This window comes from Flavivirga eckloniae (assembly GCF_002886045.1).
GTDB lineage: Bacteria > Bacteroidota > Bacteroidia > Flavobacteriales > Flavobacteriaceae > Flavivirga > Flavivirga eckloniae.
In genome coordinates this window covers 4289473-4306505 of record NZ_CP025791.1, presented here as the reverse complement: position 1 = coordinate 4306505, position 17033 = coordinate 4289473, and the positions used below count along the sequence as shown (strand labels likewise).

14 protein-coding genes are annotated in these 17033 nt (G+C 33.1%); 7 read left to right on the top strand and 7 right to left on the bottom strand.

Features of this window, described 5'->3' with window-relative positions:
* Positions 1-20 precede the first annotated feature (20 nt).
* On the top strand, positions 21-1340 hold the full coding sequence (fucP, locus tag C1H87_RS17895; RefSeq protein WP_102757129.1) for an L-fucose:H+ symporter permease: 1320 nt from the start codon (positions 21-23) through the stop codon (positions 1338-1340).
* 12 nt (positions 1341-1352) lie between these two features.
* A complete protein-coding gene (locus tag C1H87_RS17890; protein WP_102757128.1) occupies positions 1353-1700 on the top strand; it encodes an L-rhamnose mutarotase in 348 nt (115 codons plus the stop codon).
* A gap of 763 nt (positions 1701-2463) precedes the next feature.
* On the opposite strand, the gene C1H87_RS17885 is transcribed toward C1H87_RS17890, so the two are convergent.
* Together C1H87_RS17885 and C1H87_RS17880 are read right to left on the bottom strand one after the other, a co-directional pair.
* On the bottom strand, positions 2464-3486 hold the full coding sequence (locus C1H87_RS17885) for a T9SS type A sorting domain-containing protein (protein WP_102757127.1): 1023 nt from the start codon (positions 3484-3486) through the stop codon (positions 2464-2466).
* Positions 3487-3998: 512 nt separating this feature from the next.
* Positions 3999-8234, bottom strand: a complete 4236-nt coding sequence (locus tag C1H87_RS17880) for a hybrid sensor histidine kinase/response regulator transcription factor (protein WP_102757126.1) — start codon at positions 8232-8234, stop codon at positions 3999-4001.
* Between the two features lie 91 nt (positions 8235-8325).
* On the opposite strand from C1H87_RS17880, the gene C1H87_RS17875 reads away from it, so the two are divergent.
* The 4 genes from C1H87_RS17875 (at position 8326) to xylE (ending at position 13638) form a co-directional block, all read left to right on the top strand.
* Positions 8326-9330: a GntR family transcriptional regulator gene (locus tag C1H87_RS17875; protein ID WP_102757125.1), complete on the top strand. Its 1005-nt coding sequence runs from the start codon at positions 8326-8328 to the stop codon at positions 9328-9330.
* 2 nt (positions 9331-9332) lie between these two features.
* Positions 9333-10817: a xylulokinase gene (locus tag C1H87_RS17870; protein ID WP_102757124.1), complete on the top strand. Its 1485-nt coding sequence runs from the start codon at positions 9333-9335 to the stop codon at positions 10815-10817.
* Positions 10818-10832: 15 nt separating this feature from the next.
* Positions 10833-12158 carry a xylose isomerase gene (gene xylA / locus C1H87_RS17865; protein ID WP_102757123.1) on the top strand — a complete coding sequence of 442 codons (1326 nt, stop codon included), beginning with the start codon at positions 10833-10835 and terminating at the stop codon, positions 12156-12158.
* Positions 12159-12252: 94 nt separating this feature from the next.
* Positions 12253-13638: a D-xylose transporter XylE gene (gene xylE, locus C1H87_RS17860; protein ID WP_102757122.1), complete on the top strand. Its 1386-nt coding sequence runs from the start codon at positions 12253-12255 to the stop codon at positions 13636-13638.
* 277 nt (positions 13639-13915) lie between these two features.
* Here xylE and C1H87_RS17855 read toward each other — a convergent pair whose 3' ends face one another.
* The 3 genes from C1H87_RS17855 to C1H87_RS17845 form a co-directional block, all read right to left on the bottom strand.
* Entirely contained in the window at positions 13916-14185 is a 270-nt protein-coding gene (locus tag C1H87_RS17855) for a hypothetical protein (RefSeq protein ID WP_102757121.1), read from the bottom strand.
* Between the two features lie 210 nt (positions 14186-14395).
* A complete protein-coding gene (locus tag C1H87_RS17850; protein WP_102757120.1) occupies positions 14396-14794 on the bottom strand; it encodes a rhodanese-like domain-containing protein in 399 nt (132 codons plus the stop codon).
* Between the two features lie 8 nt (positions 14795-14802).
* Positions 14803-15120: a rhodanese-like domain-containing protein gene (locus C1H87_RS17845; RefSeq protein WP_102757119.1), complete on the bottom strand. Its 318-nt coding sequence runs from the start codon at positions 15118-15120 to the stop codon at positions 14803-14805.
* Positions 15121-15400: 280 nt separating this feature from the next.
* On the opposite strand from C1H87_RS17845, the gene C1H87_RS17840 reads away from it, so the two are divergent.
* On the top strand, positions 15401-15706 hold the full coding sequence (locus C1H87_RS17840) for a hypothetical protein (RefSeq protein ID WP_102757118.1): 306 nt from the start codon (positions 15401-15403) through the stop codon (positions 15704-15706).
* A 112-nt stretch (positions 15707-15818) separates the two neighbouring features.
* On the opposite strand, the gene C1H87_RS17835 is transcribed toward C1H87_RS17840, so the two are convergent.
* Entirely contained in the window at positions 15819-16442 is a 624-nt protein-coding gene (locus tag C1H87_RS17835; RefSeq protein WP_102757117.1) for a thioredoxin family protein, read from the bottom strand.
* A 5-nt stretch (positions 16443-16447) separates the two neighbouring features.
* Positions 16448-16993: a TlpA family protein disulfide reductase gene (locus C1H87_RS17830; protein ID WP_102757116.1), complete on the bottom strand. Its 546-nt coding sequence runs from the start codon at positions 16991-16993 to the stop codon at positions 16448-16450.
* Between the last annotated feature and the right edge of the window lie 40 nt (positions 16994-17033).

Genomic DNA, 17033 nt, shown 5'->3' with positions numbered 1-17033 from the left:
CACTAACTAAATAAACTATTATGAGTTCAGAAAGTAAAATACCTGTAGTATCTAAATCTATTTTAGTTCCTTTTATTTTAATCACCTCGCTCTTTGCGTTGTGGGGATTAGCTAACGATATGACCAATCCTATGGTTCGCGGATTCCAAAAAGTATTAGAACTTTCTAACGTAAAAGCATCTTTAGTACAATTAGCTTTTTACGGCGGTTATTTTACTATGGCAATTCCAGCAGCCCTTTTTGTAAATAAATTTTCATACAAAAAAGGAGTCCTTGTTGGTCTGGCACTTTACTCGGTTGGAGCACTATTATTTTACCCTGCCGCTTCGCTTGAAAGTTATGGTTTCTTTTTAGCTGCTTTGTATATTTTAACTTTTGGATTAGCATTTTTAGAAACCACCGCAAACCCATACATACTATCTATGGGTGCAGAAGAAACGGCAACGAGACGTTTAAATTTTGCACAAATGTTTAACCCTTTTGGTTCTATAATGGGGTTATTTATTGCCCAAACTTTTGTATTAGGAGCATTACAATCTGATAACGTAGCCGAAGACGGTACACCAATTTACGATACACTTTCTGAAACTGCTAAGGCATCTATGCGAACTGCCGATTTAGAGGTTATTCGTAATCCTTATGTTGTTTTAGGTATAGTTGTAGTTATCTTTTTTATTCTTATTAGCGTTTTAAAAATGCCTCAAAATAAGAGCCAGGAAGCTAATGTGAAATTTTCTGAATCTGTTAAAAGATTATGGAGTCAAAAGAAATTTGCCTTTGGTGTAGTTGCACAAGCGTTTTATGTGGGCGCTCAAATTATGTGTTGGACATATGTATATCAATATGCCGAAACTTTAGGTATCGACAGTCAGTCGGCTGTAGCTTACGGGTACGCAGGTTATGCTGTCTTCTTAGCTGGTAGAGCTGCTGGTACAGCGTTGTTGGCTAAAATGAACTCTGGTAAATTATTAATGTATTTCGGACTTGGAGCCATGACAACCATTATAGGAGCCATATTTTTACCAGGAATGTTGGGTATTTACTCATTGGTTACCACATCATTCTTCCTATCTATTATGTTCCCTACCATTTACGGTATTGCCTTAGAAGGTCAAGGAGAAGATGCAAAGTTCGGGGCAGCATTTTTAGTAATGGCCATTGTTGGTGGAGCCCTGTTACCGTTCCTTAAAGGCTACATCTTGGATTTTGGAGGAAAAGGATACGAAGACACATTATTTTTAGGAGTTACAGAAATGAGATACTCTTTCTTCCTTTCTTTCTTCTGCCTTCTTTTCGTAGTGATTTATGCTAGAAACGTTTATAAAAAATATAATAACTAAAAGTATTACATAATGAGTACAAAAAGATATTGTTATTCATGCGATTTAAAAGACAACCCTAAATTAATTGCAGAATACAAAGAATATCATGCTGCTGGAAATGCCTGGCCGGAAATAACAAAAAGTATTAAAGATGCCGGCATTGTTGATATGGAAATCTATTTAACAGGTAATAGAATGTTTATGATTATGGAAGTTGATGAGACTTTCGATCCTGTTAAAAAGGCTGAAATGGATGCCAATAATCCAAAAGTACAAGAATGGGAAAACCTTATGTGGGATTACCAACAGGAATTACCCTGGGCTAAAGATGGTGAAAAATGGATTGCCTTAGATAAGGTATATAAGTTAGGAGATTAATTGCGTAAACAATCTCCTTGTGTTGATGACAAAAATAGAGCTTCTTTTATAGTCGCTCTATTTTTTTTATTAATCTGTTTTATTAATTAACGAATCTTGGATAAGAGAATTTATGTCGGTGTGTGTCCCAGACTTGTTTCAGAACTATTTTTTTACTGTCACAGTGCTCTCCTCTTTAATTTAAAGCCGAGAAATGAATTTCGATTTTGATAAAAATTGGAAGAAAGAGGCGTTTTATTAAAAATAACAAACATATATAACCCTCCGAATCCCGATCTCATCGGGATCCACCTCCCTTTTTAATAGCTACGGTGTACCCACAAATATGGCTGCATATTAAATATATAGTTTTATAAATATAGACACTAATTTCACGAATTATCACAAATGGTTCTAAATATAAATTATTTATAAATAAGTAATTTAAGTTTACTTATTTATAAATTAAAATACAGAAATATAATAGAAATAAATCGGTCTTGGATTGTAAAAACAGACTGAAAGTCTGATTCGTGATTATGAATAGCATCGAAAGCTATCCATTATATTGAGGTTTTATTCGTGTAAATCCGTGTAATTCGTGTCTTAATTAAAAAGATGTGAGTACACTGTAGCTTTTTAAAAGGGAGGAACACCTTGAATTCTTATGTAAGATTCACGTTAATTAGCTTTATTAAGATAGAAGTAACATCTTGATATAAAAAAGCCCCTGTAATTAATAAGTAACAGAGGGCTTTTATATGGGATTTTTTGGAATAAACGTTTAACCTTTAACAAACTTCATTGAAACTATACCTTTATTGGTATCAATGGTTGCAAAGTAAATTCCATTAGGCAAATAATCTACTGTAATAGACTTGTGCATGCCTTTTACACTAAGAATTTGTTTTCCACTAATATCTGATAACCGTATAGCTTTCACTACAATACTATGATCCTTCAAACTTAAATTCAAGACATCTTTTACCGGGTTTGATATAATTCTTAATTGACTTGATGTGATCTCATTTCCATCTGTACTTAATACATCCTTTTTCAAGCATTCCATTGCCGTATTGGTTTGATTTATTGAAATCGCAGGAACATTTATAGTAACAACTGCCGATCTAAATATAAGCTCTCCATTAGTATCATCGTAATAATAATAGTTGGTTTGAATTGCTGTTCCGGCATTTGGATTAATAAGATACCCCAGATTAAGGTTTTGAACAACCTTTAATCGGGTTACATTACCACTATAATCTCCAGATCCTACATCATTTAATGTTAAGGATCCGTAAGCATCTACACTGGTAGTTATGGTTCCCGTAAAAGTTCCAGAAAATGCATTGAACTGATAGGTACCTGCAATATTATCGGTATTAGAATATCCATAACTTAATGGAAAATCACCTATTAAACCATTATCGATGTTATATTTAAGTTCTAGATTGGTTGCTTTTACCGCCGTAAAAGAAATTGCACCCGATACATCTTTAGTAAAAACTTTACTTTCACTGGTTGTAGCACCTACAGTACTACTTACTGTTAAAACGGACGTGGTACCGGGGTACTCAGTTAATTCGGCATTTGTTGGAGCCGCGTAATTATCTGTAGAGGTTCCTATTTCCGAAAGCTGATCGAAAGTCCATGTTAAATTTGCTCCTGCTGTGCTTTCATCTATAGCAGATGCAGAGGTTACAATGGAGTAATTAGACATCGGTGCACTAAAGTATGTACCAATTGCAGATTGAGCGTAAGATAATAACGAAATAAATAAAAAAAATGAAGTTAATTGTGTTTTCATGAGGGCTAATTTTATGTTTGAACAAAGGTACAAATAAACAGCTTTTTTTTATCCGATATATATGCAGATAAACTAATACTTAACCTTGTATATCAACAGGTTACTGCTTCAATCGTCGAAAAGCAACTTAGTATAGACAACCAACAAATCAGAGATTTTTTTTCGATAAATGCACGTTAAATTTCGATAAAAATAATCGATAAAAAGTTAAAATAAATCTAATCAATTAAAATTAGATTGTTTTTGAGTTGTGAGGATAAAAAGATTTGATTTATCAGCTTAAACTCACCGAAACCGATCTTGATATGACCTTGACTATATTATCAGAACTTAGATCTGTCAGGTTTTAAAAACCTGACAGATCTATCTGGATAACAAAAAGTAAAAACTTGTTATCAGTAAGTTACATGTATTTCGACAAAGTCTATTTTGGGTACATCTATTGTGCTCAACATAAACTAAAGTCGAAGGGCTCAAAATGACATCAAACTAATTTTTAGCCCCTCTTTGCTTTATTTATCATTTTTCTTGGCTAGGTTTTGGCTCACATATTCACTTGGTATAACACCAAACTGCTTTTTAAAACATTTGGCAAAATACGATGCCGTATTAAACCCAGTCATATACATAATTTCCTTAACCGAAAAATCACTTTTCTCGAAAAGTTGAACCGCTCTTTTTAAACGAATATTTCGAATAAATTCACTTGATGAAAGTCCCGTAATTTCCTTAAATTTTAAATATAGGTTACTACGGCTATGTCCCATTTCTTTTACCAGCATTTCTACACTAAAATCGGTATTCATCATATTCTTTTCAACAATCTCTATAGCTTGCTGCAAGAACCTTTCGTCCATAGTCGTTACAGTTACCTCCTGCGGTTGTAATGATATCTCACGATTAAATCGTTTTCTTAATTCCTCACGGATTTTTAAGATATTCGTTAATTTAAGCTCTAATAGTTCTACATCAAAGGGTTTTCTTATGTAGGCATCAGCTCCGGTTTTAAGACCTTTTATCTCTGTTTCCTGCGATAATTTTGCCGTTAGCATAATAACCGGAATGTGACTGGTTTCCTTTTTTGTTTTAATCTCTTCACAAAATTCAATACCATCCATTATTGGCATCATAATATCTGTAACAATAATATTTGGCATAAGCTTATTAGCTAATTCAAAACCTTCCTTACCATTTTCAGCTTCATAAACATTATATTTTTCGCCAAGCACCCGCTTAACAAAACTCCTTATATCCGGATTATCGTCTACAATAAGTAATACGGGAAGTTTAGACCTTATTTGCGATAAATTACTATCTACCAATTCATCATTAATACTTATAGCCATAGAATCAGACTCCGAAGTACGTACATGAAAATCGACTTCCGAAACATCCTTACAGCTAATCTCCGGAATGCCTTCATAAGCCTTCCTTTCTACTGGTAATTGAACAATGAACGTTGTTCCTTTATTTGGCGTACTCTCCACCTCAATAATACCCTGATGCAGTTCAATAATATCTTTTGTAAAGGAAAGCCCAATACCAACGCCTTTAGGATTAGAATTATCTTTGTCTGTATAAAACCGCTCAAAAATATTTGGCAATTTACTCTCCTCGATCCCTACTCCGGAATCTTTTACCTCTATCTTAACAAAATTCATTTCATTCTCATCAAATTCATTAACGCCAATATCCTTGCTAAGAGAAATTTCCACACTAATATCACCACCTTCTGGTGTAAACTTAAATGCATTGGATAAAAGATTACTCATTATTTTCTCTAACGCATCATGATCGAACCATGTTTCCAGCTCCTCATCGGAAGCAATAAGGTTGAAAGAAATTTGTTTTTTTCTAACCAAAAATTGAAAAGGCTCACATATCTCTTTAATAAATCTGGCTATATTACTTTTACGCATTACCAGCCTCATTTTCCCTTGATTGATTTTTCTAAAATCTAATAACTCGTTAACCAACCTCAACAAATAATCGCTATTCTTTTGAATGAGTCGATACTGCTCATGTACTACCTCCTTATCTAATAAACCTACGTTCTTTTGCAAATATTTTAAAGGTCCTTTAATTAAAGTAATTGGCGTTCTAAATTCATGAGATATGTTTGTAAAGAATTCTAATTTTATTCTCTGTAACTCATCTGTTTTTTTCTTCTCAAAATGCTCAATCTCTAATTGGTGTTTTTTAGTTGTTCTAATAATGGTGAACATTCTAAAAAGAAGTAAAAATCCAATTATAATAAGGCTATAGAAAAAATAAGCAAAGTTTGTTCGCCAAAATGGAGGAATCACTCTAATTTTTATTTCAGAGGGCGTTGAGTCCCAAATCCCATCATTATTTGAGGCTTTTACTTTTAAAGTATAAATACTAGGTTCTAAATTAGTATATGTTGCAAAACGCTTGTTTGATGTTGTATAAATCCAATCTTTATCAAACCCTTGAAGCATATAGGCAAACTGATTTTTACGTGGCGACGCATAATGTAAAGCCGCAAATTCAAAAGAAAAACTATTTTCTTTATACTTTAATTGAATTTCTTCGATTTCATTTATATCCTTATCAAGAATAATACGACCATTTACATATTCGCCAATATTTATTTGCTCATTGGAAATTGAGAAATTTGTAATAATTGTTTTTGCTTCTTCTTTATTATCCTTGATATCTCTCGGAAAAAATGTATTGTACCCATTTATTCCTCCAAATAAAAGCTCTCCATTTTTTCGTTTTAACCTGGCCAACTCCTGAAACTCGTTACTTTGAAGACCATCATTAATATCGTAGTTTCTATATATGTTTTTAATAGGATCAAACTTGGAAAGCCCTTTATTTGTCGATAACCATAAATTGTTTTCCTCATCTTCTAAAATTCCTTTGATAACATTATTAGGCAGACCACTATTTTCTGTTTTATAAGATTCAAATCGGTCTGACGAACCATCTTTAGATTGAATCAATCTATTAAGTCCTCCTCCCAATGTTCCAATCCATATATCACCATTTTCACTTTCAAAAAGCTCCAGTATGTAATTATGGCTAATACTTCTGCTATCTGAAGGGATATTCTTGTAAGTAGTAAACTTAGGCTTATTTTTAACGGCCTCTTCTGGTGTTAACTTACACAGACCGTAGCCAGTAGCAAACCATATATTCCCCTTGCGATCTTCTAGAATATTTCTAATAATATTATTTGAAATGCTTGATGAATCGGTTTTAACATGGGATAAAACATCTTGTTTGTAACTCTTGGTAGATTTGTTATATAACAAACGGTTTACACCTCCATTATAGGTCCCGATCCAAATATTTTTACGCCTATCTTCCAATATGGCAAAAATACTCCCAGATACTGGTTGGAAAACATTAATATCGCTTTCTTTCACCTTTTCCGGGTCTGTTATATCCAACTCAAACAGCCCTGGAGTGTTTTCGGCTCCAATAAGTAATATTTTTTTATCTTCCCTTTTTATCTCTATTGTAACAAAAGGGCTTTGTATGGCCATAAAGTTTTTAAATTCTAAGTTTGTGCTATCATTAGGAAGCAACATATTTAAACCGCCCCCTTCAGTTCCAATCCATAACGTACCATTACTATCTTCAAACATAGACCTTATTTTATCGTAACTAAGGCTGCTCGGATTTAATGTTTTCTTTACATGCTTAAACTTTTTTCTTTTTGGATCGAATTTATTAACTCCGCCTCCATTTGTACCTACCCATATAATTCCAGTAATATCTTTAGCTAAAGATTTCACTATATTTTTACTTAAACTATTTGGATCTTGCGGATTGTAAGCAAATTGTGCTAAAAACTGCGGATTTTTAGTTTCATCGGAATTATCATAAAACAACAAACCATTGTTCGTTCCCATCCAAATATTATCATTCTCTATAAGAATATTATTAATAAAGCCAGAAGTAATTAATTCAACCCTATGCGAATCATTGTGTTTTCTCAATATATACAACCCGATGGTAGTTCCTATAAGTAAACGTCCATAATTATCTTCGCTAATACTACGCACAGATAGTCTGTTCATTCCGATCAAGCTATTAACCAATCTAAAATAGATATCCCCATTTTGATTTCTGGATAACTTATAGAGGCCTCTTAATCCTCCTACCCATACTTGCCCCTTACTGTCTTCAAAAATTGAATAAATATTATTATCTCCAAAACCGGCAATTAACCGATCGTGTTCTAAATTAAAATGCTGAAACTGTATTGAATCTTTAGGTTTATTAAGGTCAACCAGATCTAAACCATCAATAGTACCAACCCATAATCTATTCTTCTTATCTCTATAAACAGCACTTATATGATTATTTTTTAAGCTATTATCATTCCCTTCTTCGTGTAAAAAATGTGTGAACTTTTCTAACGATTTATCAAAATAACTCAAACCTTTACCCGTAGTACCAAGCCATAAATTCCCTTCTTCATCTCCAGTAATAGAAAAAATCAAGTTACTATTTATACTATTAGGGTTATTAGAATCCGGGTTATAAATAGTAAAGTTATAGCCATCGTACTTATTAAGCCCCTCATGAGTCCCAAACCACATAAACCCCTGTGGGTCTTGGTAAATGCTATTTATATCACTTTGAGACAAACCGTCTTCTGTAGTTATATGATCGAAATAGATATTACTTTGACTGTTAACTGCCCCTAAAACGAACAAAAAGAATAGGGCAAAATAAAAACGAAGGTTTTTAATTGTATAAATGCTCATAAATAATAGAAAAATATTTCTCAAATATACCAAATAAAAAACTGATTTTTTAATATATTTACAAACCAGAACAGAACAGCACAGTTATTAAATGAAAAACAAATTTATTTTTGACATCGATCTTAATAGTGATATACCGAAATATCAACAATTAGTTAATGCTATAAATGATGCTTTAGCTAATAACACGATGCTTGTTGGAGACATGCTCCCTTCTGTTAACAGTATTTGTAAGGATTACAAACTTTCTAGAGACACTGTTTTTAAATCTTATACCATATTAAAAGACCAAAAAGTAATAGATTCTGTTCCCAACAAAGGCTATTATGTTGCCAATGTTACAAGAAAAGTACTCTTAGTGTTAGACACCTTTAAAGCTTACAAGGAAGTTTTATACCATGCCTTTATAAATAACTTACCGGATAATGTTATTACAGACGTACAATTTCACCATTATAATATCGAAAACTTTAAAACGATATTGAATAATAGCAAGGGTAAATACTACAAGTATGTGGTGATGGGGTTTAATAACGAAGAGGTTCCTAAAGTTTTAGATGGATTTAGGAACGAAAAACTACTTCTAATAGATTGGAACATACACTCTAAAAAGGACAACAATTTTGTTTGTCAAGATTTTGGCGATTCGTTTTTTGAAGCTTTACAAGGCGCCAATACCCTATTCGAAAAATACAAAGAAATCTATTTTGTTTTTCCAGAATACACGTATCATCCTGTAGAAGCAATCGCCCATTTCGAAAAGTATTGTAAAACATTACAGTTTAAATATAAAGTAATAAACATAAAAAGTTTAAAACATTTTAAGATTGAAAAGAACATAGCCTACATAAGTGTTAGTGATCGTTTTTTAGGAAAGTTTTTAGAAGAATGCCGAAATAACGATTTAGAACCAGGTATAGATGTTGGCTTTTTATCATATAACGAAACCCCAATGAAAAAATTTATTTATAAGGGAATTTCTGTTGTTTCAACCGATTTTAAAGCATTAGGAGAGAAAGCAGCAGAATTTATTTATAAAAACGAACCCTTGCAGGTATTTATACCTACAAATTTAACATTAAGAGAATCTTTATAACTATGTATTATATAGGATATGACTTAGGAAGTTCTTCTGTAAAAGTAGCCATTGTAAATGCAGAAACAGGAGAAAAACTATCAGCACTACACGAACCAGAAAATGAAATGGAAATTATTGCCGTTCATTCAGATTGGGCAGAACAAGACCCAAACGTATGGTGGGAATATGTTTGTATTGCAACAAAAAGAGCTATTAAAGAAGCCAATATTGATGCTTCATTAATTTCTGGTATTGGTATTTCTTACCAAATGCACGGTCTGGTTGTTGTAGATGAGCAAGGAAACCCATTGCGCAATTCCATTATTTGGTGCGACAGTAGAGCTATTGAAATTGGCAATAAAGCATTCGATGCTTTAGGACACGACACTTGTACCGGAAAACTATTAAACTCGCCGGGAAATTTTACAGCATCTAAATTAAAATGGGTTAGAGACAACGAGCCGGAGTTGTACTCTAAAATACACAAGTACATGTTACCCGGAGATTTTATTGCTTACAAACTTACCGGAGTCATAAATACGACAAAGAATGGTTTGTCTGAAGGGATCCTTTGGGATTATGAAAGTGATTCATTAGCAAACTTTCTGTTGGAACATTACGGTATAGACCCGGCATTAACGCCAGACATTGTAGAAAACTTTACAAATCAAGGTACCGTTAACGAAAAAGGCGCGGCAGATACCGGTTTACCCATTGGTGCTTCTGTAAATTATAGAGCGGGCGACCAACCCAACAATGCACTTTCCTTAAATGTATTCAACCATGGTGAGGTAGCAGCAACTGGAGGGACATCTGGCGTTGTTTATGCTGTTACCAATGCATTGAAATCGAAAGAAGCCTCAAGAATCAATCATTTTGCACATGTAAATTACACTAAGGAAAACCCAGCTCTAGGAAAACTATTATGCATTAATGGAGCAGGAATCCAATACCGTTGGTTAAAAGACAATCTTGCTTGCAATTCGTACGAAGACATGAATAATAAAGCCAGCGAAGTTCCCGTGGGCTCAGATGGTGTTTGTGTCATTCCTTTTGGAAATGGAGCCGAAAGAATGCTAAACAGTAAAAATATTGGCACTCATTACTGCAACCTAAATTTTAATAAACACAACGACGGACATTTATATCGAGCTGCTCTGGAAGGTATTGCCTTTTCTTTTGTTTATGGTATGGATATTATGAAAAATGACAACGCCGTAATCAACGTGATTAGAGCTGGAAACGATAACCTGTTCCGTTCAGAAATATTTTCAAACACAGTAGCAACCCTGATCGGACATGAAATAGAAATATATAACACCACAGGTTCTGTAGGCGCTGCTAGAGCTGCCGGTTTAACCGATGGTGATTTTGAGAAATTTGGTGCAAACATTACAAAAAACGACCATGTTATGACTTTTGTACCCATAAAAAATAACGCCCCCTACATAAAGGCGTATCAAAACTGGAAAAAAGAGTTAGAAATTATATTAAACAATAAATAAAATATTTTAAGTAAAATGGCAATTATAGGCAACAAAGAATACTACAAAGGTATCAACGACATTAAATTTGAAGGAAAAGAATCAGACAACCCGTTAGCATTTAAATACTACAATCCAGATCAGGTTGTCGCGGGAAAAACAATGCGTGAGCATTTTAAATTTTCTGTAGCTTACTGGCATACATTCTGCGGACAAGGGGCTGATCCTTTTGGACCTGGCACACAAAATTTTGAATGGGATCAGGCAACAGATCCGCTTCAGGCCGCCAAAGACAAAGCAGATGCTGCTTTTGAGTTTATCACTAAAATGGGATTCGGATACTACTGTTTCCATGATTTCGATTTAATTCAAGAAGCATCAACGTTTGCAGAATCTGAAAAAAGATTATTAACAATTACCGATTATTTAAAAGAAAAACAAGCGGCCTCTGGTGTAAAGCTACTTTGGGGTACAGCAAACTGTTTTTCGAATCCGCGCTACATGAACGGCGCTTCTACAAACCCAGAGTTTAATGTAGTTGCCAGAGCCGGTGGTCAAATTAAATTAGCATTAGATGCCACAATCGCCTTAGGAGGTGAAAACTATGTGTTCTGGGGTGGTCGTGAAGGCTACATGTCTTTACTAAACACAGATATGGGACGTGAATTGGATCATATGGGACGTTTCTTAAGCATGTGTAGAGATTATGCCCGTGCTAATGGATTTAAAGGAAACTTCTTTATTGAGCCAAAACCAATGGAGCCTTCTAAGCATCAATACGATTTTGATACTGCGACTGCTATCGGATTCTTAAAAGAATATGGATTAGACAAAGACTTTAAAATCAATATTGAAGTAAACCACGCCACTTTAGCACAACATACATTCCAACACGAATTAGAGGTTGCAGCTAAGGCAGGTATGTTAGGAAGCGTAGACGCTAATCGCGGCGATTACCAAAATGGATGGGATACAGATCAGTTCCCGAACAACATCCAAGAAACTACCGAAGCCATGTTAGTTTTCTTAAAAGCTGGTGGTTTACAAGGTGGAGGCGTTAATTTTGACGCAAAGATTAGAAGAAATTCAACAGATTTAGATGATGTTTTCCTTGCTCATATTGGCGGTGCCGATACGTTTGCTCGAGCATTATTAATAGCTGATAAAATCATGACTTCTTCACCTTACGAAAAACTAAAAACAGAGCGTTATAGTTCTTTCGATTCTGGAAAAGGCTTAGAGTTCGAAAAAGGAAACCTAAACCTGGAAGACCTTTATAAAATCGCTATGGAAAATGGTGAATTACCTTTAAAAAGTGGAAAACAGGAATTGTTCGAAAACATTATTAATCAATATATTTAAAATACACTTTAACTATAAAAGTGCTTAATCATAATTTAAGTACCGGTTACGATTAAGTGCTTTTATAATTTTTTTAACTAAACTAAAATAAGATATGAAACAAAATACAGCATTTATTTATGTGGTAACACTTGTTGCAACATTAGGGGGGTTATTATTTGGTTATGACACTGCAGTAATATCTGGTGCAGAAAAATCGATCCAGGCTTTTTTAATCGATAGTCAAGGGTTGAGTTCTTTTTTACATGGTATTACCGTTTCTTCAGCTTTGATCGGTTGTATTATTGGCGGCATAATATCTGGTATTTTATCGGCTAAGTACGGTAGAAAAAACGCCTTGATTATTGCAGGTATTTTGTTTTTATTATCTGCTTTAGGATCTGGAAATCCCGAATTTTTATTTTTCGAAAAAGATACACCTACTATGGGGCTGCTTTGGATGTTTAACTTTTATCGTATTATAGGAGGTATTGGGGTTGGTTTAGCATCAGCTGTATGCCCTATGTATATTGGTGAAATTGCTCCAGCAGAAATTAGAGGGAAACTTGTTTCGTTAAATCAATTTGCGATTATTTTCGGGATGCTGGTTGTTTATTTTGTGAATTGGGGTATAGCTGAAGGACAAACAATCGAATGGATTAATAAAATTGGTTGGAGAAGAATGTTCGTATCTGAAGCAATACCTGCTTCTATATTCTCTATACTTATGTTTTTTATGCCTGAATCGCCCAGATATTTAGCATTAAAACAAAAAAATGACAAAGCACTATCCATTCTTACACGCATTAACGGCGCCGAAAAAGCGAAACAGGTATTTGAAGACATAAAAAGTACGGTACAGGCTTCGGCTACCAAAGCCAAAATATTCTCTTATGGGAAAAAAGTAATTATAGTAGGTATATTGTTATCAGTCTTCCAACAGTTTGTAGGTATTAATGTGGCTCTATATTATGCGCCACGAATATTTGAAAGTATGGGAGCGGCTAAAGATGCCTCTATGCTACAAACTATTATTATGGGACTTGTAAATGTTATTTTTACTGTTGTTGCCATATTAACTGTAGATAAATGGGGAAGAAAACCTTTATTAATTACCGGTTCTATTGGAATGGCTATTGGTATGATTGCTATTTCGGTCTTAGCGTTTATGGATATTATAGGTATGGCTACATTAGTATTTATAATTATCTATACCGCTTCTTTTATGATGAGTTGGGGACCAATATGTTGGGTGCTTATTTCAGAAATATTTCCGAATAAAATTAGAAGTCAGGCGGTAGCCATTGCGGTAGCTGCTCAATGGGCTGCCAATTTCTTTATTTCATCTACATATCCTCCAATGATGGAATTTAGTAGTGGAGGTACTTACCTGTTTTATGGGATAATGAGTGTTATTTCTGCAATATTTATTTGGAAGTTTGTTCCTGAAACTAAAGGAAAAACATTAGAAGAGATGGATAATCTTTGGAACAAAGAATAAAATCTTTTAAATAGAAGTTGTTAACCTGCGTGGTTCGCTGAACAAAGTTGAAGTTGACCACGTAGGAATACATACTTCAAAATAATGAATGACATCTGGGAAGAATTACAAAATTATATGTAACGTGAGTTTTTATGTTTAAAACCAAATATAAAAGTGTAGAAACTAAAAGTACTGTATGAAATAGTAGATTGTAAACCTCCTTTCATAACACAATTAAAAAACCCTTTTGAAACATATTCAAAAGGGTTTTTAAGTATTATGAGTGGAACTTTAATTATCCTGCTTTTTGCTTTTCTTTCATTTTTTTCAACAACATAAGTTCGTGTTGAATTTCTTCTTTTCGCTTATTAGACTTTCGAAACTTTTCGTCTCTGACTTCCTGATTTTTAATACGCTGTTGGCGTCTTAGTTCTTCCTTTTGAGCCTCTCGTTTCTTTTCTCTTTTCATCTTAAAATTCTCAAAAGCTACCGAAGCATATGAGTAACCATACATACTTAAAAACAATAATGCTACTATACCTAATATTACGTAACCGTTTTCCATTTTTTTTAGAATAAATAATTTAAAGCTTAAACCTTGGTGGCTAGTTAAACCCTTAAAAAGTAACTGCTTAAAACATTAAAAACAGTAAACTTATTATAAATATAAAAAAAATGGTTCCTCCCTTAAAAATAAAAAAGGTGAAGTACTTAAAAAGCAGTTGAATGATCTAATTATACATAAAAAAATAAACCGAAGTAAACTAAATATCTGTTATTCAATGGTAACCTTAAAACCTTCTTTTTTCCACATAAGAATGCCCCCTTCTAAATCGTACACTTTAGTAAAGCCAAAACTTAGTAACTTTTTACCACTTTTAGCACTGCGCTTACCAGATCTACAATATAAAACAACAGGTTTGTTTTGATCTAACTTTTTAATTTCAGAATCAAATTCAGGTGAGTGAAAATCTACATTCTGCGCCTCAGCAATACGACCTTCACTAAATTCTTTTGGTGTTCTAACATCTACCAGTTGTACAGAATCGTGAGCTAAAAGTGTTTGTACAACCTTAGGAGAAACCAATTCTATCTCTCCTTTAACTGATGAGTCTTTACAACTGGTAGTGCCAATACTAAATACAGAACATAAAAATATTAATAATCGCTTCATTTAGTATATTATTCCATATCAACTAAATCGCCTTCCCACTCTAAAATACCTCCTTCAAGATTATAAACATTTTCAAAATCCAACTCTTCCATAATAGAGCATGCTTGACCACTTCTGTTACCAGAACGACAATAAATATAATAGCTTTTGTCTTTATCTAAAGCTTCAATTTCCGAGATAAATTCCTGTCCCTTGTAAATATCTATATGTATAGCATTAGGTATAATTCCTTCAGCCACTTCGGCATCCGTTCTTACGTCTAAAACTATAGCACTTGCATCATTTGCTAATTGCGATGCCCACTCTTCTTGTGTTAAATCTTCCATGTCTTTAAATATATTAGTGTGTACAAAATTAATATATATATCATTTATTGACTAAAATAAATATTGTTTAATTTCATAAAATATTTAAAACACAACACTGTATAGACTCACCTTTCTAAATTATTCAATAATCCTTCTGAGTAAAACAACCTTTGTAAACACCATTTAAAAAGTAATCATTAACTTACTTAAAATGTATTTCATCTAAAAAATACGTATTTCATCTAGTTTTTTAGTAATCTTTTTTGTACGTTTGAAAAAATTAACCAACCCCAAAAAGATGAAAATATTAACCAAATCGAAAAAAAGTGGTTTTTTAATAGCTTTTTTAACATTTCAACTTAGCCTACTTTCGATTCATTCACAAAACTTTAATACAAATGATTTTACTAAACCAAGAGAGATTACCACCATTCACAATACAACTAATAGAGTTACAACTAGAGATATGATTGCTTTTGGTGACTTTTATGCAGATAGAAAAAATGACATTATTAAAGTTGCTATGAATCAAATTATTGTTTTAGAAAACATTCATATAAGTGGTGATAAAACCACCCGAAAAAAATTTATAAAGCCAGAGTAATAGGCTTTAAAATTTCAATAATAGGTTTTTTTCATAACTTGGCATTATAGCCAATAAAAAACTGAAGCGCAATGCTTCAGTTTTTTTATACCTGTTCTATAAGAGCTTTTGGTTAAACTTTAATACTACAACCAATAGCTTTGGTTTCCGTTTGTTTAACTTCCTTTCCCTTTAAAAGTGCATCAACAGCATTCTCAACATATTTGGTTTTTACCGCCGAAGCATCTTTATAATTATCATCAATAGCCCCAATATATTTTACAACATTACCCCCATCCGTTTTCTTCAAAATAAATACATGTGGTGTTTTAGTAGCTCCATATTTAGGATATACACTTTGTTTCTTATCTATTAAATAAGGAAAAGTAAAACCTTTGCTTTTCGCTCGGTTTTTCATAGCTTCCATATTATCTCCCGGTTTAACATCGGTGTTATTTGGCATAATGGCAATTACTGGATACCCCTGCGAAGCATACTTTTCGTTTAGAGCAATAATTCTATCCTCGTACATCACTGCATATGGGCACGTATTACATGTAAATATTACAATATAGCCTTTAGCATCTTTATAATCTGACAAAGACACCATATTACCGTCTATATTCTTAAGAGAAAAATCTTCTGCAACATCACCTATCTTGTACCCTTCTCCTAAAGTACTGCTTTCGTTTACTACAAATGCGCTAATAAAAAGTACAACAAATGCAACTGAAATTATTTGGACTGCTTTTTTCATAATATTTAATTTAAAAATTGTTTAACCTCTTTCTCTAATCCTTCATAAGTAAATGATCCCTCAAAAAACTTATTAGTATCATTCTTATATATAATCGTTGCCGGTATAGCACCAGACCAATCTTTGTTTACTTGGGGAATCCATGTATCCATATCCACATCGTCTAAAGCAATAACCTTAGATTCCAATTTTCTGTCTTTAATAAATGGTTTCAGTTTAGTTTCATATAAATGCGGAAAATCTAAAGTCACTAAAATAACCTCAACATTCTTATCGCGATATTGCGTATTCAATTTTTCAAAATAAGGTAACTCTTTTACACATGGCGCACACCATGTAGCCCAAAAATTAATAACATATACCTTACCATCTTTCTTGTTTAAGAATTTCTTAAAGCCTTCATAATCGTAAACCTCTAATTCAACAGAGTCCAAATCAACATTATTACCAACCTCATTACTAACAGTATTCGTAGTCACCGCGACTTCTTTCTTCTCTTGCTTGCAACCTGTTATTATTAAAATTGCAATAATTAATAGTTTTAATTTCATGGTTCTAAAATTAATTAATACTTCACTGTATATATTATAG